Source organism: Methylobacterium sp. Leaf466, assembly GCF_001425565.1.
GTDB lineage: Bacteria > Pseudomonadota > Alphaproteobacteria > Rhizobiales > Beijerinckiaceae > Methylobacterium.
In genome coordinates this window covers 130113-154603 of the sequence record NZ_LMRC01000034.1, presented here as the reverse complement: position 1 = coordinate 154603, position 24491 = coordinate 130113, and the positions used below count along the sequence as shown (strand labels likewise).

Annotated in this window: 22 protein-coding genes; 10 read left to right on the top strand and 12 right to left on the bottom strand. The window is 71.4% G+C overall.

Features of this window, described 5'->3' with window-relative positions; all coding sequences use genetic code 11:
* Positions 1-3: 3 nt before the first annotated feature.
* From ASG59_RS16885 to ASG59_RS16860, 6 genes are all read right to left on the bottom strand, one after another.
* Positions 4-1224, bottom strand: coding sequence for an FAD-dependent oxidoreductase (locus tag ASG59_RS16885; protein WP_056410235.1), 1221 nt, complete (start codon positions 1222-1224; stop codon positions 4-6).
* A gap of 23 nt (positions 1225-1247) precedes the next feature.
* Positions 1248-2042: an ABC transporter ATP-binding protein gene (locus ASG59_RS16880; RefSeq protein ID WP_056410233.1), complete on the bottom strand. Its 795-nt coding sequence runs from the start codon at positions 2040-2042 to the stop codon at positions 1248-1250.
* A gap of 77 nt (positions 2043-2119) precedes the next feature.
* Positions 2120-2992 carry a nitrate ABC transporter permease gene (gene ntrB / locus ASG59_RS16875; protein ID WP_055889077.1) on the bottom strand — a complete coding sequence of 291 codons (873 nt, stop codon included), beginning with the start codon at positions 2990-2992 and terminating at the stop codon, positions 2120-2122.
* Entirely contained in the window at positions 2993-4294 is a 1302-nt protein-coding gene (locus tag ASG59_RS16870; RefSeq protein ID WP_056410231.1) for a CmpA/NrtA family ABC transporter substrate-binding protein, read from the bottom strand.
* Between the two features lie 331 nt (positions 4295-4625).
* A complete protein-coding gene (locus ASG59_RS16865; RefSeq protein WP_056410229.1) occupies positions 4626-5654 on the bottom strand; it encodes a CmpA/NrtA family ABC transporter substrate-binding protein in 1029 nt (342 codons plus the stop codon).
* Positions 5651-6238, bottom strand: a complete 588-nt coding sequence (locus ASG59_RS16860) for an ANTAR domain-containing protein (protein ID WP_056410227.1) — start codon at positions 6236-6238, stop codon at positions 5651-5653. The genes ASG59_RS16865 and ASG59_RS16860 overlap by 4 nt, the downstream gene beginning before the upstream one ends.
* A gap of 164 nt (positions 6239-6402) precedes the next feature.
* On the opposite strand from ASG59_RS16860, the gene ASG59_RS16855 reads away from it, so the two are divergent.
* From ASG59_RS16855 to ASG59_RS16825, 7 genes are all read left to right on the top strand, one after another.
* Positions 6403-7146, top strand: a complete 744-nt coding sequence (locus tag ASG59_RS16855) for a hypothetical protein (protein WP_055889065.1) — start codon at positions 6403-6405, stop codon at positions 7144-7146.
* 149 nt (positions 7147-7295) lie between these two features.
* Positions 7296-9092 carry a glycoside hydrolase family 15 protein gene (locus ASG59_RS16850; protein ID WP_056410226.1) on the top strand — a complete coding sequence of 599 codons (1797 nt, stop codon included), beginning with the start codon at positions 7296-7298 and terminating at the stop codon, positions 9090-9092.
* A gap of 183 nt (positions 9093-9275) precedes the next feature.
* Positions 9276-11366, top strand: a complete 2091-nt coding sequence (gene tkt, locus ASG59_RS16845) for a transketolase (RefSeq protein WP_056410224.1) — start codon at positions 9276-9278, stop codon at positions 11364-11366.
* A 166-nt stretch (positions 11367-11532) separates the two neighbouring features.
* Positions 11533-14385, top strand: coding sequence for a bifunctional transaldolase/phosoglucose isomerase (locus ASG59_RS16840; protein ID WP_056410222.1), 2853 nt, complete (start codon positions 11533-11535; stop codon positions 14383-14385).
* A gap of 234 nt (positions 14386-14619) precedes the next feature.
* Positions 14620-15594, top strand: a complete 975-nt coding sequence (gene gnd, locus ASG59_RS16835) for a phosphogluconate dehydrogenase (NAD(+)-dependent, decarboxylating) (protein WP_056285336.1) — start codon at positions 14620-14622, stop codon at positions 15592-15594.
* A 25-nt stretch (positions 15595-15619) separates the two neighbouring features.
* Complete coding sequence (gene pgl, locus ASG59_RS16830; RefSeq protein ID WP_056410219.1) at positions 15620-16342, top strand: 6-phosphogluconolactonase; 723 nt, start codon at positions 15620-15622, stop codon at positions 16340-16342.
* A 169-nt stretch (positions 16343-16511) separates the two neighbouring features.
* Positions 16512-17066, top strand: a complete 555-nt coding sequence (locus tag ASG59_RS16825; RefSeq protein ID WP_056410216.1) for a hypothetical protein — start codon at positions 16512-16514, stop codon at positions 17064-17066.
* 12 nt (positions 17067-17078) lie between these two features.
* Here the strand turns inward: ASG59_RS16825 and ASG59_RS16820 are convergent, their stop codons facing one another.
* Together ASG59_RS16820 and ASG59_RS16815 are read right to left on the bottom strand one after the other, a co-directional pair.
* Positions 17079-18182 (bottom strand): 2'-deoxycytidine 5'-triphosphate deaminase, encoded by a 1104-nt coding sequence (locus ASG59_RS16820; RefSeq protein ID WP_056410214.1) that lies wholly within the window; start codon positions 18180-18182, stop codon positions 17079-17081.
* A gap of 136 nt (positions 18183-18318) precedes the next feature.
* A complete protein-coding gene (locus tag ASG59_RS16815; RefSeq protein ID WP_056410212.1) occupies positions 18319-18759 on the bottom strand; it encodes a hypothetical protein in 441 nt (146 codons plus the stop codon).
* Between the two features lie 133 nt (positions 18760-18892).
* Here ASG59_RS16815 and apaG point away from each other — a divergent pair, with 133 nt between their 5' ends.
* The 3 genes from apaG to speG are packed head-to-tail and all read left to right on the top strand — an operon-like array spanning position 18893 to position 21061.
* Positions 18893-19285, top strand: a complete 393-nt coding sequence (gene apaG / locus ASG59_RS16810) for a Co2+/Mg2+ efflux protein ApaG (protein WP_056285323.1) — start codon at positions 18893-18895, stop codon at positions 19283-19285.
* A 5-nt stretch (positions 19286-19290) separates the two neighbouring features.
* Positions 19291-20463 (top strand): acetylornithine deacetylase, encoded by a 1173-nt coding sequence (gene argE, locus ASG59_RS16805; protein WP_056410209.1) that lies wholly within the window; start codon positions 19291-19293, stop codon positions 20461-20463.
* Positions 20464-20476: 13 nt separating this feature from the next.
* Positions 20477-21061: a spermidine N1-acetyltransferase gene (gene speG, locus ASG59_RS16800; protein ID WP_055889035.1), complete on the top strand. Its 585-nt coding sequence runs from the start codon at positions 20477-20479 to the stop codon at positions 21059-21061.
* Positions 21062-21155: 94 nt separating this feature from the next.
* Here the strand turns inward: speG and ASG59_RS16795 are convergent, their stop codons facing one another.
* The 4 genes from ASG59_RS16795 to ASG59_RS16780 all read right to left on the bottom strand — a co-directional run bounded on the left by ASG59_RS16795 (position 21156) and on the right by ASG59_RS16780 (position 24467).
* Entirely contained in the window at positions 21156-22337 is a 1182-nt protein-coding gene (locus ASG59_RS16795) for a hypothetical protein (RefSeq protein WP_082528816.1), read from the bottom strand.
* A 185-nt stretch (positions 22338-22522) separates the two neighbouring features.
* Entirely contained in the window at positions 22523-23521 is a 999-nt protein-coding gene (locus tag ASG59_RS16790; protein WP_055889028.1) for an Hsp33 family molecular chaperone, read from the bottom strand.
* A gap of 157 nt (positions 23522-23678) precedes the next feature.
* Positions 23679-24101, bottom strand: a complete 423-nt coding sequence (locus tag ASG59_RS16785) for a GNAT family N-acetyltransferase (RefSeq protein WP_347379716.1) — start codon at positions 24099-24101, stop codon at positions 23679-23681.
* A 69-nt stretch (positions 24102-24170) separates the two neighbouring features.
* On the bottom strand, positions 24171-24467 hold the full coding sequence (locus ASG59_RS16780; RefSeq protein ID WP_055889023.1) for a DUF1778 domain-containing protein: 297 nt from the start codon (positions 24465-24467) through the stop codon (positions 24171-24173).
* Between the last annotated feature and the right edge of the window lie 24 nt (positions 24468-24491).

Genomic DNA, 24491 nt, shown 5'->3' with positions numbered 1-24491 from the left:
CCATCATGCTGCCAGGGATTGAGCTTGGGGCGCCGCGCGCCCGAACATCAGGTCGTCGCGGCGGTCCGCGATGCGTTCGCCCGAGCGGATCAGGGACTTGCACCAGCCCTGTTCGGAGATGTCGCCGACGAAGACCGCGCCGATGAGCCGGTCGTCGGCGATGACGAGCTTGCGGTAGAGGCCGAGGCCGGGATCGGACATCACCACCGTCTCGGCGCCATCGGGCGCCTCGATCTGCCCGGCGGAGAACACCGGCAGGCCCGAGACCTTGAGGCTCGTCGACAGGGCGGTGCCGGCATAGGCCGCCTCCTCGCCGATGAGGTGGCGGCTCAGGGCCTCCGCCTGCTCGTAGGCCGGCTCCACGAGGCCGTAGACGAGCCCGCGATGCTCGGCACATTCGCCGAGCGCGAAGATGCGTGGGTCCGAACTCGTCATGCGGTCGTCGACCTTGATGCCGCGACCGATCTCGATCCCGGCGTCCCGGGCCAGGCCCGCGTTGGGGCGCACCCCCACCGACATCACCACGAGGTCGGCCGGCAGCACCGTGCCGTCCGATAGGACGAGGCGCTCGACCCGGCCCTCGCCCTCGATCGTGGCGGTGTCGGCCTCGAGCAGCACCCGGATGCCGCGCGATTCCATGGCGCGTTTGACGAGGTCGGCGGCCGCGTGGTCGAGCTGGCGCTCCATCAGCCGGTCCATGACGTGGAGCAGGGTGGTGTCGACCCCGAGGCGGGCGAGGCCGACGGCCGCCTCCAGCCCGAGCAGGCCGCCGCCGATGACGATGGCCTTCGCCCCGGCCACCGCCGCCCGGCGGATCGCGGCGACGTCGGCGAGGTCGCGGAAGGTGAGGACGCCGGGCAGGTCCATGCCGGGCTTCGGCAGCCGGATCGGCAGGGAGCCGACGGCCAGCACGAGCTTGTCGAAGGGCAGGACGTGCGCCTCGCCGACGATGACCATCGCGTTCTCGCGGTCGATCTGCGTGACCGGAGCGCCGGTGATGAGGCGGATACCGTGGCTCTCGTACCAGTCGAGGCCCCGGAAGGCGCAGGCGCCCTCGTCGACCTCGCCGCCGAGCAGCGAGGACAGCAGCACCCGGTTGTAGGCGGCCACCGGCTCGGCGCCGACCACCGTGACGTCGTAGAGGCCCGGCGCCGCCTCGGTCAGGCGTTCGAGGAAGCGCAACGAGGCCATGCCGTTGCCGATGACGACGAGACGCTCACGCATGACGGGCTCCCGCACGGTCCGCGTCAGGCCGCCACCGCCGGCTTGGCGTGGCGGGCGTAGAGGAACTCCAGCACCTCGGCGCGGGCGTGGGTGTAGGTCGGGTCCTCGACGAGTTCGAGGCGGCGGCGCGGGCGCTCGAGGTCGACCTTGAGGATCTCGCCGACCGTGGCCGAGGGGCCGTTGGTCATCATCACGATGCGGTCGGACAGCAGCACCGCCTCGTCGACGTCGTGGGTGATCATGATGACGGCGTTGCCGAGCCGCCCGTGGATCTCCATCAGCGAATCCTGAAGGTGGGCGCGGGTGAGCGCGTCGAGCGCCCCGAAGGGCTCGTCGAGCAGCAGCACCTTGGGCTCCATCGCGAGCGCCCGGGCGATGCCCACGCGCTGCTTCATGCCGCCCGAGATCTCGTTGGGTCGCCGCTCGGCCGCGTGGGTCATGTTCACGAGCGCCAGGTTGTGGTCGATCCACTCGTTGCGCTCGGCCTTGGTCTTGCGGCCCTTCATCACCTTGTCCACGGCCAGCGACACGTTCTCGCGCACCGTGAGCCAGGGCAGGAGGGAATGGTTCTGGAACACCACGGCCCGGTCGGGGCCGGGGCTGTTCACCTCCTTGTCCTCCAGGAGCACCACGCCGGTGGAGGCCTTGAGCAGGCCGGCGACGATGTTGAGCACCGTCGACTTGCCGCAGCCCGAGTGCCCGATCAGCGAGACGAACTCGCCCTTGGCGATCTTCACGCTCACTTCGCGCAGCACCTCGTTGGTGCGGCCGTTGCGCGTGAAGCTGATGCCGACGTTCTCGATGCTGAGGTAGGTCATCGTGGGCTCTTCGATGTCGGAGGAAGCGGGCGTCGTCGGGGGCGTGCCCGCGGCCCGCCGGGCCGCGGGCACGGGGGTCAGGCGGCGGCGCCGCGGGTGACGAGGTTGCCGATGAAGGCCACGAAGCGGTCGAGGATGAACCCGATCACCCCGACGTAGACGAGGGCGACGATGATCTCGCTGATGTGCGAGGAATTCCACGCGTCCCAGATGAAGAACCCGATCCCGACGCCGCCGATCAGCATCTCGGCGGCCACGATGGCGAGCCAGGACAGGCCGACGCCGATGCGCAGGCCGGTGAAGATGTAGGGAGCGGCCGAGGGGAGCATGATCTTGGAGAAGAACTCGATCGGGTTGAGCTGCAGCACCGCCGAGACGTTGCGGTAGTCCTGCGGGATGTTGCGGATGCCCACGGCCGTGTTGATGATGATCGGCCAGATCGAGGTGATGAAGATCACGAAGATGGCCGAGGGCTGCCCGTCGCGAAAGGCGGCGAGCGAGAGCGGCAGCCAGGCCAGCGGCGGGATCGTGCGCAGCACCTGGAAGATCGGGTCCAGCCCGCGCATGGCCCAGTCCGACTGCCCGATCAGGGTGCCGACCAGGATGCCGACGACGGTGGCGAGGGCAAAGCCCAGGGCGACGCGCTGGATGCTGGCGGAGATGTGCCAGAACAGGCCCTTGTCGGTGCCGCCGTTGTCGTAGAACGGGTTGACGATGATGTCCCAGGCCTCGGTGACCACGCGCGAGGGCGGCGGCAGGCCGGCGCCGGGGCGCGAGCACAGCAACTCCCAGATCACCAGGAAGGCGATCATCACCACCACGGGCGGGATCAGGTTGGCGGCCATCCCCCGCAGGGACGCCGCGGTGATGAACGGCGCCCGCGGTGCCTTCTCCGCGGCCTTGGCCGCGATGCCCGGCGCGGTGACGCCGATGGTGGAGGTGGTGGCCATTTAAGCGGTCCTCTTGATGCCGAGGCTGGCGAGGTAGGCGGCGGGATCGGCCGGATCGAACACCTTGCCGTCGAAGAAGGTCTCCTTGCCGCGCGAGGTCGAGGCCGGGATCGCGGTGACGCCGAGCGCCTTGGCGGCCTCGCGCCAGAGGTCCTCGCGGTTGACCTTGGCGATGAGCGCCTTGGTGTCGGTCTGCGCGTCGAACTTGCCCCAGCGGATGTCCTCGGTGAGGAACCAGAGGTCGTGGGACTGGTAGGGGTAGGAGGAATTGTCGGCGAAGAACTTCATGATGTGCGGGCTGTTCTCGACCACGCGGCCGTCGCCGTAGTCGATGGTGCCCTTCATGCGGCCGGCCACGTCGCCGACGGGAATGTTGATCCACTGGCGCTTGGCGACGATGGCGGCGAACTCGTCGCGGTTCTCGGGCTTGTCGCACCACATCTGCGCCTCGAGCACCGCCATCAGCAGCGCCCTGGTCGCGATCGGGTTCTTCTCCACCCAGGAGGCGCGCATGGCGAAGGCCTTCTCGGGGTGGTCCTTCCAGAGTTCGCCGGTGGTGAGCGCGGTGTAGCCGAGCCCCTGCTGCACGAGCTGGGCGTTCCACGGCTCGCCGACGCAGAAGCAGTCCATCGTGCCGACCTTCATGTTCGCCACCATCTGGGGCGGGGGCACGACGATGGTCTCGATGTCCTTGTCCGGGTCGATGCCGCCGGCCGCCATCCAGTAGCGGATCCAGAGATCGTGGGTGCCGCCGGGGAAGGTCATGGCCGCCTTGGCCGACTTGCCGGCGGCGCGCTTCTTCTCGACGGCCGCCTTGAACACCTTGGAATCGAGCCCGACCTTCTGCTCGAGGTATTCCTTGGCCACCGAGATGCACTGGCCGTTGGTGTTCAGCCGCGCCAGGATCTGCATCGGCACGGGGACGTTGTTCTGCGTCACGCGGCCGGCGGTGATGAGGTAGGGCATCGGCGTCAGGATGTGGGCGCCGTCGATGCCGTTGCCCTCCGAGCCCAGCACGAGGTTGTCGCGGGTGGTGCCCCAGGAGGCCTGCTTGAGCACCTCGACGTCGGGCATGCCGTGCTTGGCGAAGAAGCCCTTCTCCTTGGCGACGAACAGCGGGCCGGCATCGGTGAGCGCGATGAAGCCGAGCTTGGCGCCCTTGACCTCCGGCCCCGCGCCTTGCGCGAAGGCGCCGCCGGGAAGGGCGGCCCGGGCGGCGGCGGCCACCGAGAGGGCGGCGGCCGCCCCCTTCAGGAGGCTGCGCCGGCTTGTGGGGCGGTCATGTTGAAAACTGTCACCCATCGAACCGCAGACTCCCTCGTGAAGATCGCCAAACAAAAAACCGCCGCCCAGCGCCGATCGTCGGCAGCAGCGGATGCGCGCCAACGGAAGACTTGGGTCAGCGGCTTTGCCGACGGATACGCCCATCGCCTTTGACGGACCGGGGGGAGGCTTGCAGATCGCGTGCCAACCGCCGTGAGCGGCCGATTCCAGTCGCGGACGGCAGCGCAAGGGGGGCACGGCGACGGCGGGCGCCGCCTCGCCCGGTCTCGGCGTCTTGAGTGCGCTGCACAAAAGCCGGGCAGGCTGCCGGTGTGCCGTGCAGAAAGGCATCCGGCGTCGCGTGACGGACTCAGGCGATCCCGGTCGCGAGGGCGTCGTCGTAGAGGTCGGGCCGGTAGATCGCGGCGGCGACCTCGGCCGCGCCTGGGTTCGGGACGACCTGGCCGGCCCGCCGCATCGCATCGAGGCACCAGAGCGCGTGGGCGGGATCGGGCCTTTGCGCGCCCTCCCCGAACACGATGAAGCGCGGATCGACCCTGACGGCACCGTCGGCGCCCGAGATCGGGGTTCCCGCCAGGGCATGCCCCAGCACGGTGGGATCGACGCCGAGGACGTCGCGCGCGGACAGCAGCGCGGCCAGCTGCGCGCGGTTGCCCGGTTCCTGGCACCAGAGCCCGGCCCGGCGCAGGGCCCGCACCAGCGGCAGGCTGATCTCGGTCTCGCTGGCGGGCAGGGCCAGCACCTTTTCCGGGCAATCGGCGATGAGTTCGCTGCCCAGGACCGCGACCCGCCCGTAGCCGGCGGCGGCCGCGACGCTGTTCCAGGGGCTGCCGACGCAGAACCCGTCGATGAGCCGGCGCTGCAGCGCCTCGGCGATCTGCGGCGGCGGGATCACCACGAGGTGGACGCCCTCGTCGAGGTCGAGGCCGCCGAGTTCGGCGAAGCGCCGGAGCTGGTAGGTGTGGCTGGAGAACGGGTGCACGGTGCCGATGACGAGCGGCCTGCCCTCCCCCGACCGGCGCCGGGCGACGCCGGCGAAGGCCCGGGCCACGGTGCCCGCGTCGCTGCCGTCGGTGACGGCCATCGCCTCCCAGACCGGCATCGACACGGTGATGGCGTTGCCGTTGAGGTTGAGCGCGATCGGCACGATCAGCGGCGTCTCCAGGCCGCTGAGGCCGAGCGCGCTCGCCACCGCCAGCGGCGCCAGCATGTGCGCCCCGTCGAGGTGGCCGAGCGCCAGCCTGTCGCGCAGGGTCGCCCAGGACGGCACCGGCACGAGGTCCACGGCGAGCCCCTCCTGGGCCGTGAAGCCGAGCTTCACCGCCGCGATCAGCGCGGCCGCATCGAGGAGCGGGACGTAGCCGATCTGGAGCCTCATCCGAGCATGTCCGCGGCGGTGACGATGGCCCGGGCGATGTCCGCCATCCGCCGCTTCTCGTTCATGGCCTTGCGCCGCATCATCCTGTAGGCCTCCTCCTCGCCGAGGCCGCGGGCGGCCATGAGGATGCCCTTGGCGCGTTCGATGACCTTGCGGTCGGCCAGTTCCTCGCGGGCCTCGGACAATTCGCGCTGCAGCCGGGCGAAGGCGTTGAAGCGCAGGATCGCGATGTCGAGGATCGAGCGGATGCGCTGGGGCTGCAGCCCGTCGACCACGTAGGCCGAGATGCCGGCATCCACCGCCGCCTGCATCATCGGCACGTCGGAGCGGTCGACGAACATCGCCACCGGCCGTTCGACGTGGCGCGACAGGCCCGACATCTGTTCGAGGATGTCCCGGCTCGGACTCTCCAGGTGGATGACCACCACGTCCGGCCGCAGGGCGGCCACCTGCGCGGGCAGGTCGGCACTGTCGGACAGGATGACGACGCGCTCCACCCCCGCCGCCCGCAGCCCCTCCTCGAGGATCGCGGCGCGGGCGTGGCTCGGGTCGATCACGGCGACGGTGAGGGTGGTCTCGGTCATCGAAGCCAGGGGGCAAGAGGGGACGCCCGCCCCTCGCTGCGCGGCATCCATAGGCGACGGCTCGGCGGTTCCGCAAGTTACGGTCGGGCAAGCGAACGGCCCCGCTTCCGCCGCAAACCGCGGGCTCTATCGCCGCAGGCGCAAGCACCGGAGGGTCGGACGAGATGGCGAGGCGGAACGGGCCAAGCATCGAGCCAAGCATCCAGCCATGCATCGGGCCATGCACCGGGCCGGACGCGTTCGCCGGAGCGCCGTCGGCCGGCGCGACCCTGCCGTTCCTGCCCACCCTCGTCGTCGCCGCCGTGATCGGACTGACCGCGGTGTGCTGGGAGTCGATGCCCGCGACCGGCCCCTCCGAGCCGGCCGCCACAGTCTCCACATCGGTCTCGTCCGATGCCCCGGCCCTGCCGCGCATGGCCCGCCTGCCCCTCGGCGCGGCCGAGCCTTCGGTGGCCGTTCTCGACCAGGACCGGACCGGGGCCGTCGCCACCTTCGCCGCGTTCACGCCCCTGGTGCCGTCCGTGACGGTCGCCCGCGTCGCCGCGCGACCGGTCAGGATCGCCGCCCCACATATCGCCGTCCCCCAAGTCCCCGCATCCCTCGGCCGCTGCGGCGGGGACCGCTGCCGCGAGGCGCCTGCGCAGACGGCGGCGACGTCGCCGCGCCGGCACCCGGCCGCCCCCGTCGTTCCGGCCGAGGCGCAGCCGTTTGCGGCCGCCGTGGTCGAGGCCGAGGCCGCCGACGAGGCCCTGCCGGAGCGCCTGCTGCCCTTCGCCCCGACGCTGGCGCCCACGATCCGCGCCGTCCGGCGCACCGTTGGCTTCGTCGGGGCCCAGGCCGCCGCCCTCCGGACCGAGGCCGTCGCCATCGGCGGTGCGGTCGGCGATCTCGTGGGCGACCTGCGCTGAGCGGCCGGCGCTCCGGCGCCGCCCTTCGCGCGACATCATCCCTGCCATTCCCCCTGCGGTCTGGACCCGCTCGCCCCCGAGACCTACCTGGACGCGGGACGACGGCGCTCGCGGACGGGCTGGCCCCGTGAGCGACGCCGAGGGCATGGATGGCAGGACGGATCGAGGATTACGCGCTCGTCGGCGACGGCCGCACGGCGGCTCTGATCGGGCGCAGGGGCAGCGTCGACTGGCTGTGCTGGCCGCGGTTCGATTCGTCCGCCTGCTTTGCCGCGCTCCTGGGCACCGAGGACCATGGCTTCTGGGCGCTTTTCCCCGCGGAGGCCGGCGCGGAGGAGTCGCGGACCTACCGCAGCGGCAGCCTCGTCCTGGAGACCTGCTACGCGACTCCCACCGGCGAGGTCCGGGTCACCGACTACATGCCGACCAACGACGGCTCCCACCTCGTGCGCATCGTCGAGGGCCTCACCGGCTCCGTGGCGATGCGGATGCGGCTCTCGGTGCGGTTCGACTACGGGCTCGCCGTCCCGTGGGTCTCCCACAACGAGCTCGGTGACCTGAGGGCCATCTCGGGACCGCACAAGGTGGTGCTGCGCACCCCCGTGCCGCTGCGCGGCGAGGACCAGACCACGGTCGCGGACTTCGCTGTCGCGGCGGGGGAGAGCGTCGCCTTCACCCTCAGCTACGGCCTCTCGCACGAGGACGATCCGCCCCCCATCGAGCCGCGCAAGGTGCTGTTCGAGACCGACCGCTACTGGCGCGACTGGTCGATCCGCTGCGCCCGCGGCACCCCCTGGGACGAGGTCCTGCAACGGTCGCTCCTGACCCTCAAGGCGCTGATCTACCAGCCCACCGGCGGGATCGTGGCGGCGCCCACCACTTCCCTGCCGGAGGAGCTCGGCGGCGTGCGCAACTGGGACTACCGCTACTGCTGGCTGCGCGATTCCACCTTCACCCTGATCGCGCTGATGGACGGCGGCTACATCGACGAGGCCCGCGCCTGGCGCGACTGGCTGGTGCGGGCGGTGGCCGGCAACCCGGAGCAGGCCCACATCCTCTACGGCATCGCCGGCGAGCGCATGCTGCCCGAGATCGAGCTCGACTGGCTGCCCGGCTACGAGGGCGCCAAGCCCGTGCGGATCGGCAACGCCGCGGTCGACCAGTTCCAGCTCGACGTCTACGGCGAGATCTTCGATGCGCTGTTCCAGGCGCGCCAGCGCGGGCTCCTGGGCGACCGCGACGGCTGGCGGGTCGGCCTCGCCCTCCTGCGCCATCTCGAGACGGTCTGGACCGAGCCCGACGAGGGCATCTGGGAGGTGCGCGGCGGGCGCCGGCACTTCGTCCATTCCAAGGTCATGGCCTGGGTCGCCTTCGACCGGGCGATCCGGGCCTACGAGGACGGTGACGCCCCCGACGCCCCGGTGGACCGCTGGCGCGCCACCCGCGACCGCATCCATGCGGAGGTCTGCCAGAAGGGCTTCGACCCCGAGCTCGGCAGCTTCGTACAGTTCTACGGCGGCAAGAGCCTCGATGCGAGCCTGCTGCTCATCGCCCTCGTGGGGTTCCTGCCCCAGGACGACCCGCGGGTGGTCGGCACGGTGTCGGCGATCGGCCGGACCCTGATGCGCGACGGCCTCGTCCTGCGCTATGACACCGAGGATCAGGCCACCGACGGCCTGCCCGGCGGCGAGGGGGCGTTCCTGCCCTGCAGTTTCTGGTATGCCGACAATCTCATCGGCCTCGGCCGCCGGGAGGAGGCGCGCGCCATGATCGAGCGGCTCATCGGTCTCAGCACCGATCTCGGGCTGCTGTCCGAGGAATACGACGTGGAGGCCAAGCGGCTCGTGGGCAATTTCCCTCAGGCTTTCAGCCACGTCACCCTCGTGAACACGATCCTGAACTATGCGCGTGCCGCCGGACCTGCCAAGGAGCGGTGCGAGGGGTGAGACCACGCCCGCGGCCGGCCCGATCGGCCGAGGCGTCTCTTTGACGGACGCGTCTCATGGATGGACGCGTCCCGGGGTGAAGGACATCGCGGCGCGGGTGCCGCATGCATGGGGACCTGATGCACGGGGATCCGGGCGAGCCGCCCGGCGCCGCCGCGTGCAGAAGAACGGAAAGACTGAGACATGAGCGGAGCCGACACCAAGCCCACGGGCGCCTTGAGCGAGATCGACAAGCTCTCGATCGATACGATCCGGACGCTGGCGATCGACGCGGTGCAGAAGGCCAATTCCGGGCACCCGGGCGCCCCGATGGCGCTCGCCCCCGTCGCCTACACCCTGTGGAACCGCTACCTGCGCTACGATCCGGCGCATCCGCACTGGCCCAACCGCGACCGCTTCGTGCTGTCGGCCGGCCACGCCTCCATGCTGCTCTACGCGCTGCTGCATCTGGCCGGCGTGGCGGAGACGGACGGCGGCAACGCGCCGGCTGTGAGCCTCGAGGACATCAAGAACTTCCGCCAGCTCGACTCGAAGACGCCGGGCCACCCGGAGTACCACTTCACCACCGGCGTCGAGACCACCACCGGGCCGCTCGGCCAGGGGGTCGCCAACTCGGTGGGCATGGCCATCGGCGGGCGCTTCCTCGGCGAGACCCTGAACCGGCCCGACCTGCCGCTGTTCGACTACAACGTCTACGCCATCTGCTCGGACGGGGACCTGATGGAGGGCGTGGCCGCCGAGGCCGCCTCCATCGCCGGGCATCTGCGCCTGTCGAACCTGTGCTGGATCTACGACAACAACACCATCACCATCGAGGGCCATACCGAGCTCGCCTTCTCGGAAGAAGTCGCGACGCGCTTCCTCGCCTGCGGCTGGCAGGTGCTGCGGGTGGCGGACGCCAACGACGTGCACGCCATCGCCGGCGCCCTGGAGACCTTCCTGCAGTCCGGCGACCGGCCGACCCTCATCGTGGTCAACTCGGTGATCGGGTTCGGCGCACCAAGCAAGCAGAACACCTCCAAGGCCCATTCCGACGCTCTCGGCGAGGAGGAGGCCCGGGGCGCCAAGCGCGCCTACGGCTGGCCCGAGGACGCGCAGTTCCTCGTGCCCGACGGGGTCGTCGAGAACTTCCGGGCCGGAATCGGCGAGCGGGGGGCGGCCCTCTATGCCGATTGGGAGGGCTTCCTCGCCGAGGCCAAGGCCTCCGATCCGGCGCTGGCCGAGGAGATCTCCGCCATCCACGAGGGCCGTCTGCCCGAGGGCTGGGACAGGGACATCCCGGTCTTCCCGGCCGACGCCAAGGGCATGGCCACCCGCGAATCCTCGGGCAAGGTCCTCAACGCGATTGCCAAGAACCTGCCCCATCTCCTTGGCGGGTCTGCCGATCTGGCCCCCTCCAACAAGACCAAGCTCGAGTTCGAAGGCGCCGGCACCCTGTCGCCGTTCGATCCGGGCGGCCGCAACATCCACTTCGGCGTGCGCGAGCATGCGATGGGCTCGATCGTGAACGGCCTCGGCCTCGTCGGCCTCCGGGCCTACGGCGCCACCTTCCTGGTGTTCGCCGACTACATGCGCCCGCCGATCCGCCTCGCGGCCCTGATGGAGCTGCCGGTCTTCCACGTGTTCACGCACGATTCCATCGGCGTCGGCGAGGACGGGCCGACCCACCAGCCGGTGGAGCAGCTCCTGAGCCTGCGCTGCATCCCCGGCCTCGTCACCCTGCGCCCGGCCGACGCCAACGAGGTGTCGGAGGCCTATCGGGTGATCATGGGCCTGAAGAACCAGCCGGCGGTCCTGGCCCTCTCGCGCCAGCCGCTGCCGACCCTGGACCGGACCCGCTTCGCGAGTGCCGCCAGCGTCGCCCGGGGCGCCTACGTGCTGGCGGGCGGCGACGACACGCCCGACGTCATCCTGATCGGGACGGGCAGCGAGGTGCAGCTGTGCATCGGCGCCTACGAGGCGCTGACGGCGGACGGGGTGAAGGCCCGCGTCGTCTCGATGCCGTCCTGGGACCTGTTCGAGCGCCAGACGCAGGCCTACCGCGACGCGGTGCTGCCGCCGCGGGTTCTCGCCCGCGTCGCGGTGGAACAGGGCTCGGCGATCGGCTGGGACCGCTACGCCGGCTCGGCCGGCACGATCATCGGCATGCACACCTTCGGCTCGTCCGCGCCGATCAAGGACCTCCAGACCAAGTTCGGCTTCACGCCGGACAAGGTGCTGCAGGCCGCGCGCGACCAGATCGCCAAGCACCAGATCGCCAAGCACAGGACGTAGCGAGACGTCCCTCCCCCCTGTGGGGAGGGACCGGGGGTGAGGGTGGTTCCGCCGTCCCGGATGTCGGGGGCACCCGGCCACCCCCACCTCCCTCCTCCTCCCCACCAGGGGGAGGAGAGGCGCCAGGCCCCCGTTCGGCCTGGTCACGAAGAAACAGGAGACCGGCATGAACCCGCTCAAGGCACTCTTCCCCGAACAGGGCCAGGCCGTGTGGCTCGACTTCGTCGCGCGCGGCTTCATCGCCGACGGCCGCCTCAAGGCCCTGGTCGACGGCGACGGCCTGCGCGGCGTCACCTCCAACCCGTCGATCTTCGAGAAGGCGATCGGCGATTCCACCGAATACGACGGGGCCCTGAAGGCGGTGATGGACGGGGGCGACAGCCGCGTCGTCGACCTCTACGAGGGCTGCGCCATCGCCGACATCCAGGCGGCCGCCGACGTGCTGCGCCCGGTCTACGAGGCGAGCGACGGGGCCGACGGCTACGTCAGCCTCGAGGTCTCGCCCTACCTCGCGCTGAGCACCGAGGACACCCTCGAGGAGGCCCGGCGCCTGCACGCCACGGTCGCCCGCGACAACCTGATGGTGAAGGTGCCGGCCACCCCCGCCGGCATCCCGGCGATCCAGGCGCTCACCGCCGAGGGCATCAGCGTCAACGTCACCCTGCTGTTCGGGCAGGACGCCTACGAGCAGGTGGCGCGCGCCTTCGTCGCCGGCCTCCGGGCCTTCGCCGACAAGGGCGGCGACGTCTCCCGGGTGGCGAGCGTCGCCAGCTTCTTCATCAGCCGCATCGACGTGGCGGTCGACAAGGCGCTGGACGAGGCGATCGCCCGGACCGAGGGCGCCGACGAGAAGGCGGCGCTGGAGGCCCTGAAGGGCAAGGTCGCGATCGCCAACGCCAAGCTCGCCTACCAGCGCTACAAGCGCATCGTCGCCGAGCCGGCCTGGCAGGCCCTGGCGGCCAGGGGCGCCAAGCCGCAGCGCCTGCTCTGGGCCTCCACCGGCACCAAGAACAAGGCCTATTCCGACGTGCTCTACGTCGAGGAGCTGATCGGCCCCGACACCGTCAACACCATGCCGCCGGCCACCATGGACGCGTTTCGCGACCACGGCACCGTGCGCGCCGCCATCGAGGAGGACGTCGCGGGCGCAAGAGCCGTGATGGCGAGCCTCGCCGCCGCCGGGATCGACATCGACGCGATCACGACAAGGCTCGTCGAGGAGGGCGTGCAGCTCTTCATCGACGCCGCCGACAAGCTCCTGGGCGCGGTGGCGGCCAAGCGCGCCGACCTGCTCGGGCCCAAGCTCGACGGCCAGACCCTGGTCCTCGACGACGCCATCGGCGGCCACGCCCGCAAGGCGGTGGAGGCCTGGCGCGCGTCCGGCGCGATCCGCCGGCTCTGGGCCCGCGACAAGACCCTCTGGAGCGACACCGACGAGGACAAATGGCTGTCCTGGCTGCGCATCGTCGAGGACGAGCTCGCCCATGTGTCCGACTACGCCGCCTTCGCCGAGGACGTGCGCCAGACCGGGTTCACCGACGTGGTGGTGCTCGGCATGGGCGGGTCGAGCCTCGGGCCCGAGGTGCTGGCCGAGACCTACGGCGCGCGCGAGGGCTACCCGAGCTTGCGCATCCTCGATTCCACCGATCCCGACCAGGTCCGGCAGGTCGAGGCGGCCGTCACCCTGGAGACGACGCTGTTCGTCGTGGCGAGCAAGTCCGGCTCGACCCTCGAGCCCAACGTGTTCCGCGACTATTTCCTCGGCCGGATGAAGGCGCTGGTGGGGGCGCGGGCGGGCGCGCATTTCGTGGCCGTGACCGATCCCGGCTCGGCCATGGAGGCGGCGGCCAAGGCCGACGGCTTCCGCAAGGTGTTCTACGGCGTCAAGCAGATCGGCGGGCGCTATTCGGTGCTCTCGGCCTTCGGGCTGGTGCCGGCCGCCGCCTCGGGCATCGACGTCGAGGCCTTCCTGAACACCGCCCGGACGATGGTGCGCTCCTGCGGCCCGGCCGTGCCGCCGGCCCAGAACCCCGGCGTGCTGCTGGGGACGGCGCTGGGCGCGGCCGCCCTGCAGGCGGGGCGCGACAAGGTCACCTTCATCGCCTCGCCGGGCATCGACACCTTCGGGGCCTGGGCCGAGCAGCTCATCGCCGAATCCACCGGCAAGGAAGGCCAGGGCCTGATCCCCATCGACGGCGAGCCGGTGGACGTGCCGGCGGTCTACGGCCGCGACCGCATCTTCGTGTACCTGCGCCTCGACAATCGCGCCGACCCCTACCAGGACGAGGCGGTGCGCAACCTCGAGCGCGAGGGGCATCCGGTCGTCCACATCACGATGGCCAACGAGGAGCAGCTGCCGCAGGAGTTCTTCCGCTTCGAGATGGCCACCGCCGTGGTCGGCGCGATGATGGGCATCAACCCGTTCGACCAGCCCGACGTCGAGGCGAGCAAGATCGAGACGAAGAAGCTGTTCGACGCGGCCGAGCGCGACGGCGCCCTGCCCGCCGAGACGCCGCTGTTTGCCGACGACACCATCGCCCTCTACGCCGACCCCGCCAACGCCGGGGCGCTGCCCGCGGCGGCCGAGGGGCTGGAGGCGGCCATCGCCGCCCATCTCGCCCGGGTGAAGGACGGCGACTACGTGGCGCTTCTGGCCTATGTCGCGCGCAACGAAGGGCATCGGGCGATTCTGCAGGACGCCAGGGTGCGGCTGCGCGACACTCGCAAGGTCGCCACCTGCCTCGAGTTCGGGCCGCGCTTCCTCCACTCCACCGGCCAGGCCTACAAGGGCGGGCCCGACACCGGCGTGTTCCTCCAGATCACCGCCGACCCGGCGCAGGACCTCCCCATTCCCGGCCGCACCCTCGGGTTCGGGACGGTGGTGGCGGCCCAGGCGCGGGGCGACTTCTCGGTGCTGGCCGAGCGCGGGCGCCGGGCCCTGCGGGTCCACATCAAGGGCGGCGACGTCGAGGCGGGATTGAAGCGCATCGCGGCGGCGATCAAGGCGGCCCTGGTCTGACCAGGCCGGGGCTGTCCACCGCGGTCCGGTCGTTCCCCTCCACCACCTCGTCCCGAGGTGCCCGCCTCGGCGGGCCTCGAAGGAGGGCTCCAGGGACGACGGCGCGAACGGGAGGGCTCCTTCGAGGCCTTCGCTTCGCTGCGGCGCCTCGGGGACGGGCGGATCGGTAGGACAAGGGTTGGCACGCATCGTGGGCCGCAGGGTCCATGATGCTTCCTCAGAGGGAGATCACCCATGCAACTCGGTATGATCGGTCTCGGCCGGATGGGCGGCAATATCGTCCGGCGGCTCATGCGCGACGGGCACACGGCGGTGGTGTTCGACCGGGACCCCGATGCGGTCGCGGCCCTGGTGGCCGAGGGGGCGACCGGCGCCGACAGCCTGGACGACCTCGTCGCCAAGCTCGACGCCCCCCGCGCCGCCTGGGTGATGCTGCCGGCCGGCGAGATCACGGACGGCACGGTGACCCGGCTCGGCGCCCTGATGGCGGCCGACGACATCGTCATCGACGGCGGCAACTCCTTCTACAAGGACGATGTGCGCCGCGCCGCCGACCTGAAGCCGAAGGGCATTTCCTACGTCGACGTCGGCACCTCGGGCGGGGTCTGGGGGCTGGAGCGCGGCTATTGCATGATGATCGGCGGCGAGACCGCCGCCGTCGAGCGCCTCGACCCGATCTTCCGCACTCTCGCTCCCGGCGCCGGCGCCATCCCCAAGACGCCGGGCCGCGAGGGCCGCGACCCGCGCGCCGAGCAAGGCTACATCCATGCCGGCCGGAGCGGGGCCGGCCATTTCGTCAAGATGGTCCACAACGGCATCGAGTACGGGCTGATGCAGGCCTACGCCGAGGGGTTCGACATCCTCCGGCATGCCGACTCCCCGGACCTGGCCGAGGCGCACCGGTTCGACCTCGATCTGGGCGACATCGCCGAGGTCTGGCGCCGGGGCAGCGTGGTCTCGTCCTGGCTCCTCGACCTCACCGCCGGGGCGCTGGCGGCCGACGAGACCCTGGCCGGGTTCTCCGGCTTCGTCGCCGATTCCGGGGAAGGGCGCTGGACGCTCAATGCGGCCATCGAGGAATCGGTGCCCGCCAACGTGCTCTCGGCGGCCCTCTACGCCCGCTTCCGCTCCCGCGAGGACGCCTCCTACGCCGACAAGCTGCTCTCGGCGATGCGGAAGGGCTTTGGCGGGCACCGGGAGCCGACCTGACCCACCCTCAGAAAGGTGCCGCGCGATGATCCCCCTCCCCCAGGGCACGGTCCTGTTCGACGACGCCGACGCGGTGGCCAGGGCCGCCGCCGACCACCTGCGGGCCCTGTGCGCCTCGGCGCCGCACGGGCGCATCGCCGTGTGCCTGTCGGGCGGCTCGACGCCCCGGCGTCTCTACACGGCGCTCGCCGGGGCGGAGTATGCCGACCTCCCCTGGTCGCGCCTGCACTGGTTCTTCGGCGACGACCGCGCCGTGGCCGCCGAGGATGACCTGAGCAACGTCCGCATGGCGCGCGAGGCCCTCGGGCCGGCGAGCGCCATCCCCGCCGGCCAGTTCCATCCGATCCCGATGGCGGACGGCCCGCACGCCGCCGCCGGCCGCTACGAGGCGGCGCTCAAGGCGTTCTACGGTGCCGAGACCCTCGATCCGGCTCGCCCCCTGTTCGACCTCGTCCTGCTCGGCCTCGGCGAGGACGGCCACGTCGCCTCGCTGTTTCCCGGCCAGCCCGCCCTGGAGGAGACCACGGCCTGGGTGGTGGCGGTGCCCGAGGCCGGGATGACCCCGTTCGTGCCCCGCGTCAGCCTGACCTTTCCCGCCCTGGCTTCCGCCCGTTCGGTGCTGCTCCTCGTCAGCGGGCCGGGAAAACGCGACCCGCTCGCGCGGCTGGCGGCGGGCGAGGACCTGCCGGCCGCCCGTGTCCGCGGGCCGGTGCGATGGTTCGTCGACCGTGCCGCCGCCGACGTCTAGAGTCTCCGGCCCCGTCGGCGACCGGTGAGGGCGGTGCGCTCCAAGTCCGGCGGAAGTTTCGTCAGTCGACGGCTTGTCCATGTCGGTTTACCGTCCAGAAATTGACTCGTCTCCGGCCGCTCTATAGTTCCGTCAGTCATAGCAATGACAATGCGGGCGGGGGCTCGGCATGGCGGGACACAGTCAGGACGAGGCGGACCTCGACATCTCGCGGCGCTGGCGCCTTCCGTTCGGGCGACGGCTCGCCGCCGGTCCGCTGCGCTCGGTGTCGCGGCGTCGGCCGTTCGAGCGTCTGATCGTTCCGGCGCTCGTCGCGGTCGCGGTGGTGTCGGCCCTGGCGATCCCGTCCTTCGTCGGGCGAAAGCCGGTCCTCACCGCCGCCGCCCAACCCGAGGTGAAGCGGATCGAGCCGCGCCCCGTGGCCGTCGTCCCCATCGCCAGGCCGGCGCCGGGTCAGCCCCCGGCTGCGATGCCGCCGGTTCGGACGGCGGTGGCCGTCGATCCACCCAAACCCGCTGCCCCGGCGGCGACTCCCTCCGTCGTCTCGCCTCCGGCAACTCCGCTCGCGGTGCCGCCGCCCGCCAGAACGGCCGCGCGGCCGGCGCCCCCGCCCCTCAGCCTCGACATGCTGCCGGTCCTGGCCGGCGATCCGGCCGTGTCGGAGGTCGAGGCCGCAAAGCCGCCCGCCCGCAAGGGGCCGGTCCAGCGCCCGGCGGTTCCCTGAGGGCGGTCGTTCTCAGACGAAGTGCTTCGACAGCTTGAGGCCCTGGGCCTGGTAGTTCGAGCCGGCCCCGGAGCCGTAGAGGGTGGTCGGAACCTGCGCCATGCGCTCGTAGACGAGGCGGCCCACCACCTGTCCGTCCTCGAGCAGGAACGGCACGTCGCGCGAGCGCACCTCGAGCACCGCCCGCGCGCCGGCGCCGCCGGCGCTGGCATGGCCGAAGCCGGGATCGAAGAAGCCGGCGTAATGCACCCGGAATTCGCCCACCAGCGGATCGAACGGCACCATCTCGGCGGCGTGGTCGGGCGGCACCTGCACCGCCTCCTTCGAGGCCAGGATGTAGAACTGGCCCGGATCGAGGATGAGCGCGCGCGACGCGTCCGCCGGGATCGGCTCCCAGAAATCGGCCACCCTGTGGCGGCCCGGCGCATCGACGTCGACGAGGCCGGTATGGCGCCGCGCCCGGTAGCCGATCAGCCCGTCGAAGCCGGAGAGGTCCACCGAGACGGCGACACCCCCCTGGAACGAGGGCGCGGCGCTGTTCACCACCGGCGAGCGGGCATGGAGGGCGGCGAGTTCGGTGTCGGTGAGCCGGACCTCGCCGCGCCGGAAGCGGATCTGCGACAGGCGCGAGCCGGTGCGCACCTTCACCGGGAAGGTGCGCGGCGAGATCTCGGCATAGAGCGGGCCGTGGTAGCCGGCCTCGACCTGGTCGAAGGCGGCCCCCCCGTCGGTGATGACCCGGGTGAAGACGTCGATGCGCCCGGTGGAGCTCTTGGGGTTGGCGCCGGCCGAGACGTCGGGGGGCAGGGCGAGGCCCTCCTGCAACTCGGCGATGAAGACGCAGCCGGTCTCCAGGACGGCGCCGCCGGTCAGGTCCATCTCGTGCAGGGCGAAGGCCTCGATGCAGGAGGCCACCGCGCGGTTGCCCGGCAGGAAGCTGGTGCGGACCCGGTAGACCCGGCTCCCGAGCCGCAGGTCGAGGCTGGCCGGCTGGATCTGGTCGTGGGCGAAGGGCGTGGCGGGGAGGATGCCGCCGGCCTCGGTCAGGGCGGCGATGCCCTGCGACGACAGGATGCCGGGGACGGTCGGGGCCTGGGACTCGCGCCGTGTGCTCATGCCGTTCAGCCCGCGCTCCCGTCCGGCCCGGTCGGTGGGCCGGCAAGCCTTTCCCCACCCGAGCCCTTCCCCACCTAGGCGGCAGAACGCTTAAATCCCCGTAAACCGCGTTTGCCCGCGGCCCGCGGGCGTCCGGTCAGGGTTCGGGATCGTCGGCGGTCTCCCCGGCGAGAATCCGGCGCACGATGGCCAGGCGCGCGATGCCGCCCATCGCCAGGAGGCCGGCCACGAGGCTCGCCATCACGGGAAATCCCTCCCCCCAGGCGATCGCGGCGGCGGCCAGGGCGACGGCCACCGCCGGCACGGCGCGATCGGGCAGCAGGATGAGCGAGGCCATCGCCATCGCCCCGTGCCCGGGGCTGCGGCGGGCCGCGATGCGCCCGGCCAGGCGACCGAGCCCGTCGACCACGAGCGCCCCGATCAGGGCGCCGGCGGGCCAGCGGTTGCCCTCGGGATCGACCCAGGCGAACCCGAGCGCGAGACCGCCGAGGCCGAGCGCCCCGAGGAGCGCGTCGAAGGGGACGAGCCGCACCGGGGCCATGTCGGTCGGCGCGATGGGCCGGGTCTCCTGACGCACGGATTGGGTCCTCGGCGGGGATCGGTCGCCGTACCGATTGACGCGGTTTTCGGGCGGACGTACCACGGCATCACATCCCTGTCGCGTTGGCGGCGCGAGCCCGGACGATGCGGGTCAGGAGCTTCTTTCAGCCATGTACAAGGCCCAGACGCGCGGCATCAGCGTGACCGTCGAGCCCCGCTTCGTGGAGGAGGAATCCTCCCCGAGCGAGAGCCGCTACTTCTTCGCCTACACCGTCGAGATCGTGAACAACGGCTCCGAGCCGGTGCAGCTGCGCTCGCGCCACTGGCGCATCATCGACGGGCGCGGCGCCTGCCAGGAGGTGCGCGGCGCCGGGGTCGTCGGCAAGCAGCCGGTGCTCGATCCGGGCGAATCGTTCAGCTACACCAGCGGCTGCCCGCTCACGACGCCGGACGGGCTCATGGCCGGCAGCTACACCATGGCGACACACGCCGGCGAAAGCTTCGAGGCCGAGATCCCGGCCTTCTCCCTCGATTCGCCGCACGTCCGCCGCAGCGTCCACTGACCGTCATGTCCGCGCACGGACGGCGGCTGACGCACCTCGAGCTGCTCGAACACCTCGTCGCGTTCGACACCGAGAGTTCGAAGACCAACCTGCCCCTCGTCGACATGGTCTGCGACTACCTCGCGGGCTGGGGCGTGCCCACGGTGCGCGTGCCCAACGCGGCCGGCGACAAGGCCGCGATCTTCGCCACCCTCGGCCCCAGGGTCGACGGCGGCGTCGTGCTCTCGGGCCATACCGACGTCGTCCCCGTCACGGGCCAGGCCTGGACCGGCGACCCCTTCGCCCTGCGGGTGGAGGACGGGCGGGCCATCGGCCGCGGGGCCGTCGACATGAAGGGCTTCTGCGCCCTGGCGCTCGCCGCCGTGCCGGACTTCCTCGCCGCAGGCCTCAAGCGGCCGATCCATATCCTCCTGTCCTACGACGAGGAGACCACCTGCCTCGGGGTGGCCGACACCATCGCCCGGTTCGGCGCCGATCTGCCCCGGCCCGGCGCGGTCGTCGTCGGCGAGCCCACCGACATGGAGGTGGCCGACGCCCACAAGAGCATCGTCACCTATCTCACCACCGTCCACGGGCACGAGGCCCATTCCGCCAAGCCCATGCTCGGGGCCAACGCCGTGATGGCGGCGGCAGACCTCGTGTCGGAGCTCAACCGCATCGCCGACGCGATGATCGCGCGGGGCGACGCCTCGGGCCGGTTCGACCCGCCGGCCACCACAGTCCACGTGGGTACGATCCACGGCGGCACGGCCCGCAACATCCTGCCCAAGGTCTGCACCTTCCACTGGGAGTTCCGCGGCCTGCCCGACCTCGACATGGCCGAGATCCCGGCCCTGTTCGAGGCGAGGGTCGCCGCCGTCACCCGCGACCGGCTGAACCGCTACGGCCCGTTCGGGCGCATCGAGACCCTGGAGGAGGTGGCGGTGCCGGGGCTGGCGCCCGAGCCCGGTTCCGACGCCGAGCGGCTGGCGCTGCGGCTGGCGGGCCGCAACCACACGATCTCGGTGCCCTATGCCACCGAGGCCGGCCGCTTCCAGGCGGCGGGCATCCCCACCGTGGTGTGCGGGCCCGGCTCCATCGACCAGGCCCACCAGCCCGACGAATTCATCACCCTCGCGGCCCTGGAGGCGGGCGCCGCCTTCATGCGCCGCCTTGCCGCCGACTGCGCGGGTTCGTGAGGGCCGTCCCGTCATGAGAACCGTCACCCCCCGCACCATCGCCGCCGACGGCCCGGTCAAGCTCCGGCCGCTGGAGCGCGAGGACCTGATGTTCGTGCATCAGCTCAACAACAACGACAGCATCATGCGCTACTGGTTCGAGGAGGCCTACGAGTCCTTCGCCGAACTGGCGCAGCTCTACGAGCGCAACATCCACAACCAGACCGAGCGGCGCTTCATCATCGCCAATTCCGACGGCGCGCCCGCCGGCCTCGTCGAGCTCGTGGAGATCAACCACCTCCACCGGCGCTGCGAATTCCAGATCGCGATCCACCCGGCCTTCCAGGGGCAGGGCTATGCGCCCCGCGCCACCCGGATCGCCATGGACTACGCCTTCAGCGTCCTCAACATCCACAAGCTCTACCTGCATGTGGATCGCGACAATGCCCGCGCGGTGCGCATCTACGAACGCTGCGGCTTCGAGCCCGAGGGCATCCTCAAGGACGAGTTCTTCGTGAACGGCAAGTACCGCGACGCGGTGCGGATGTGCCTGTTCCAGCCGGCCTACCTGGCGCGCCGGGGCGGCGGCGAGATCGCCGAGCCGGTGCTCAAGAGCTGACGGTTCTTCCGGGGCCCCGCGGAGACGACGTGGAAGAGCCGGAGCGGCTGGCTGCCGCTCCGGCTCTTCGGGGCGTCGGGCCTGTCCCGAGCGATCAGTTGCGCGGTGCGCCACCCGGCGCGGACTGACCGGCGGCACCGCCGCGACTGCCCTCGGAATTCCCGCCCATGGAGCGGCCGCCGGCGTTCGTGGTGCCCTTGTCGGCGTCGGCCCCGCCGCGATCGGCGGCGTTGCGGATGCCCTGCTGCTCGGAACCGCCCTCGCGGCCGGCATTGCCGGACCGCTCGGCCCGGCCCTGCCCGTTGCGGTTCTCGTCGCGGCGGTTCATGTCGCCGCGGCCGGCCTCGTTACGCCCGCCCTCGTTGCGCATGCCACCCCCGGTGCGGCGCTCCTCGCGGGACTCGCTGCGCGTCGAGACGCTGTTGCGCACCTCCACGCCACCGCGCGAGCGCTCGCTGAAGCGGGCCCCCACGGACACGCCGCCACGCTCGCGGGTGGTCACCGTGAGGCGTCGATACTGCGGCGAGCCGTAGACGACGCGTTGGCCGCGAACCACCACGTAGCGCGAGCCGGGACGGCGCTTGGTGGTCTCGCGCACGGTGACGAGGCGCCGGTACTGCGGCGAGCCGTAGACGACGCGCTGGCCGCGGATGGTGACGTAGCGGCGGCGGCCGCCCTCGACGTAGCGATTGCCGCCACGGCGACGCTCGATCACCACGAGGCGCCGGTACTCGGGCGAGCCGTAGACCACGCGCCGGCCGCCCAGCAGCACGGTGCGCTGGCTGGTGCGGGTGCGTCCCTCCACCCGGGTGTCGATCCGGCGCTCGCCACGGCGGCTCACCGACCGGTCGTCACGGTCGCCGCGCATGCCGTCGCGTCCACCGCGCCGCTCGGCCCTCTCGTCGCGTCCGCCGTCCCGACCCGCGGTGTCGCGACGGTCGGAGGCCTCACCGCCGGATCTGCCCTCCGTCTTGCCGGAATCCTGCCTGGACGCATCGCGCTTGCCGGAATCCGCGCCCGCGGCGTCACGCCCCGCCGGACCCGGCTGGGCATTGTCCTGCTTGGCCGATGCGCCTGCGCGTCCCTCGGACGCCTTCTGGCCCATTCCCTGCGAGGCGTTGCCCTGCCCGGCGTTGCCCTGCCCACCGCCGCTGACTTGCCCGCTGGCGCCCGCACCCTCGCGCGCGGCGCTGCCGCCGGCCGCCGTGCCGGCACCTTGTGCATAGACCGATGTCGACATCAGTAATGCGGCGAGACCCAATCCGATCTTCTTCATCGACGTTCCTCCCAGATCTTCAGGGATCCGAAACGTCGAACGGGGCAAAACCGTTCGTTTCCGCCGGCAAGAAAAACGACGTCCTGTCATCTCGCATCGCAAGATGACAGCATGCGTGACGACAGACCTCGCGCGTGACGGCGAGAGCCCGGGTCTCGGTCGAGTCTCGGGCCGTCCGGTCGAGATCAGTGCGCGCCGCCGTCCGCCTCGACCTCCGCCGGATCGAGATCGTAGCGGCGCGAGCAGAACTCGCAGGTGATGCCGATGCGGCCGTCGTCGGCGACCATGTCACGGCGTTCCTGCACCGAGAACGAGCGGATCATCCCGAGGACCCGCTCGGGCGAACAGCGGCATTGCTCGCGCACGCCCTGCGCCTCGAACACCCGGACGCCGCGCTCGTGGAACAGGCGGTAGAGCAGCCGCTGCGACGACACGGTGGGATCGACGAGTTCGTGGTCCTCCACGGTGGCGACCAGCGAGCGCGCCTCGACCCAGGCGTCGTCCTCGGGCGCCGTCCCGCCGCCGACATGGAGGTGGCCCTCGGGGATGTCGCCCGGCGGCAGGTCGGCCAACCGCGCGCGGTCGATGGATTGGGGCAGGAACTGCACGAGCAGGCCGCCGGCCCGGTAGCTGGTGACGCCGTCCTCGAACCGTTCGGCCACGGCCAGGCGCACCTGCGTCGGGATCTGCTCGGACTGGCGGAAGTACTGGTGGGCCGCCTCCTCCAGGCTCTGGCCTTCCAACGCCACGACGCCCTGGTAGCGGCTGCGCTCGGAGCCCTGGTCGATGGTCATGGCCAGATGCCCCTGCCCGATCAGGTCCTCGCTCTTGAGCGGCGGTACGCCCAGGGCCGAGATCCGCGCCGCGTCGAAGCGGGCGGTGGCGCGCAAGGAATCGGGCGCCTCGAAATCGACGACGATCATCTCCACCGGGCCGTCGGTGCGGGTCTGGAGCTGGAAACGGCCCTCGAACTTCAGCGACGAGCCGAGCAGCACCGTCAGTGCCGCCGCCTCGCCCAGCAGCCGCGCCACCGGATCGGGATAGCCGTGCCGGCGCAGGATGGTGTCGACGGACGCGCCTAGGCGCACGACGCGGCCGCGCACGTCCAGCGCCTCCACCGAAAACGGCAGGGCGACGTCGTCCTCGCCCTCGATGACGGCGGATGTCTCGTGTCCGGAGGCCATGGCCCCTCCCTTCGGCTCGTGGAACGGTGCTGCAGGGTCATGCGGGAACCCGATGCCGAAGGAACGCAATCGACCCTTCGAAGGCTGCCGCCCGCCCGTGACTGACCGTGGATGACGTGTCGCGCCTTGGTATCACACACAAGCCTGCCGGCCCGCGTCACAGGCTGCCCGAGATCGTCCCCATGGGAAGGAACAGGGTGCGTGACCCGTCCGGAAAGGCCAGAAACTCCGCCTGCCGTCGATAGAACGCCAGCGCTGCCTCATCGAGGGCATGGACCATGACGGCGCCGATCCCGATGATCTCGGCGGCCTGCGCGATCCTCCGGAAAGCATCCGCGAGTAGGTCCGCGCCGAGCCCGCGACCGGCATGGGTAAGGTCGACCGCCAGGCGACCGAGGATCGAGACCGGGATCGGCTCGGGAGCATTGCGCCGCAGCCGCCCCGGGGCGCCTGCGCGCTCCACCGTTCCAGCCGAGACGCAGTAGTAGCCTACCACGACATCGTCTTCGCACACGACGTAGGTACGGGCGAACTTCCCTTCGCTGCGACGGGCTTGGTTCTTCAGCCAATCGTCGAGCACGGGCCGCCCGCATGCGAAGCGGTCCAGGATGTGATGCGCTCCGAGCGGCACTGGGCGCCCGAGCATTGCTCACCTGTCCCAAAGCGGTGTCTTGCGCATCAGCGCGGTCAGCCGGGGGCCAGGCGACGGCGGTGCGTCGAGGGCCGATACGAAGGCGGCGTGCCGTGCGTCGTCCAGCACGAACAGGCGCTGGTCCAGCAGAACGTCGACGGCATGGCGGCGTGCGGTATCGATCATGAACTCGGTCCGCGTCTTGCCGAGGACCGAGGCTGCGCTATCGATCAGATCGCGCGTCTCGCCCTCGATGCGCAGGTTGATCGTGGAGCTGCGGCGCGGCGGAAGGCCATCCAGGCCGTCGACACTCATGGACGCCTCCGTCGTCTGGAAGGT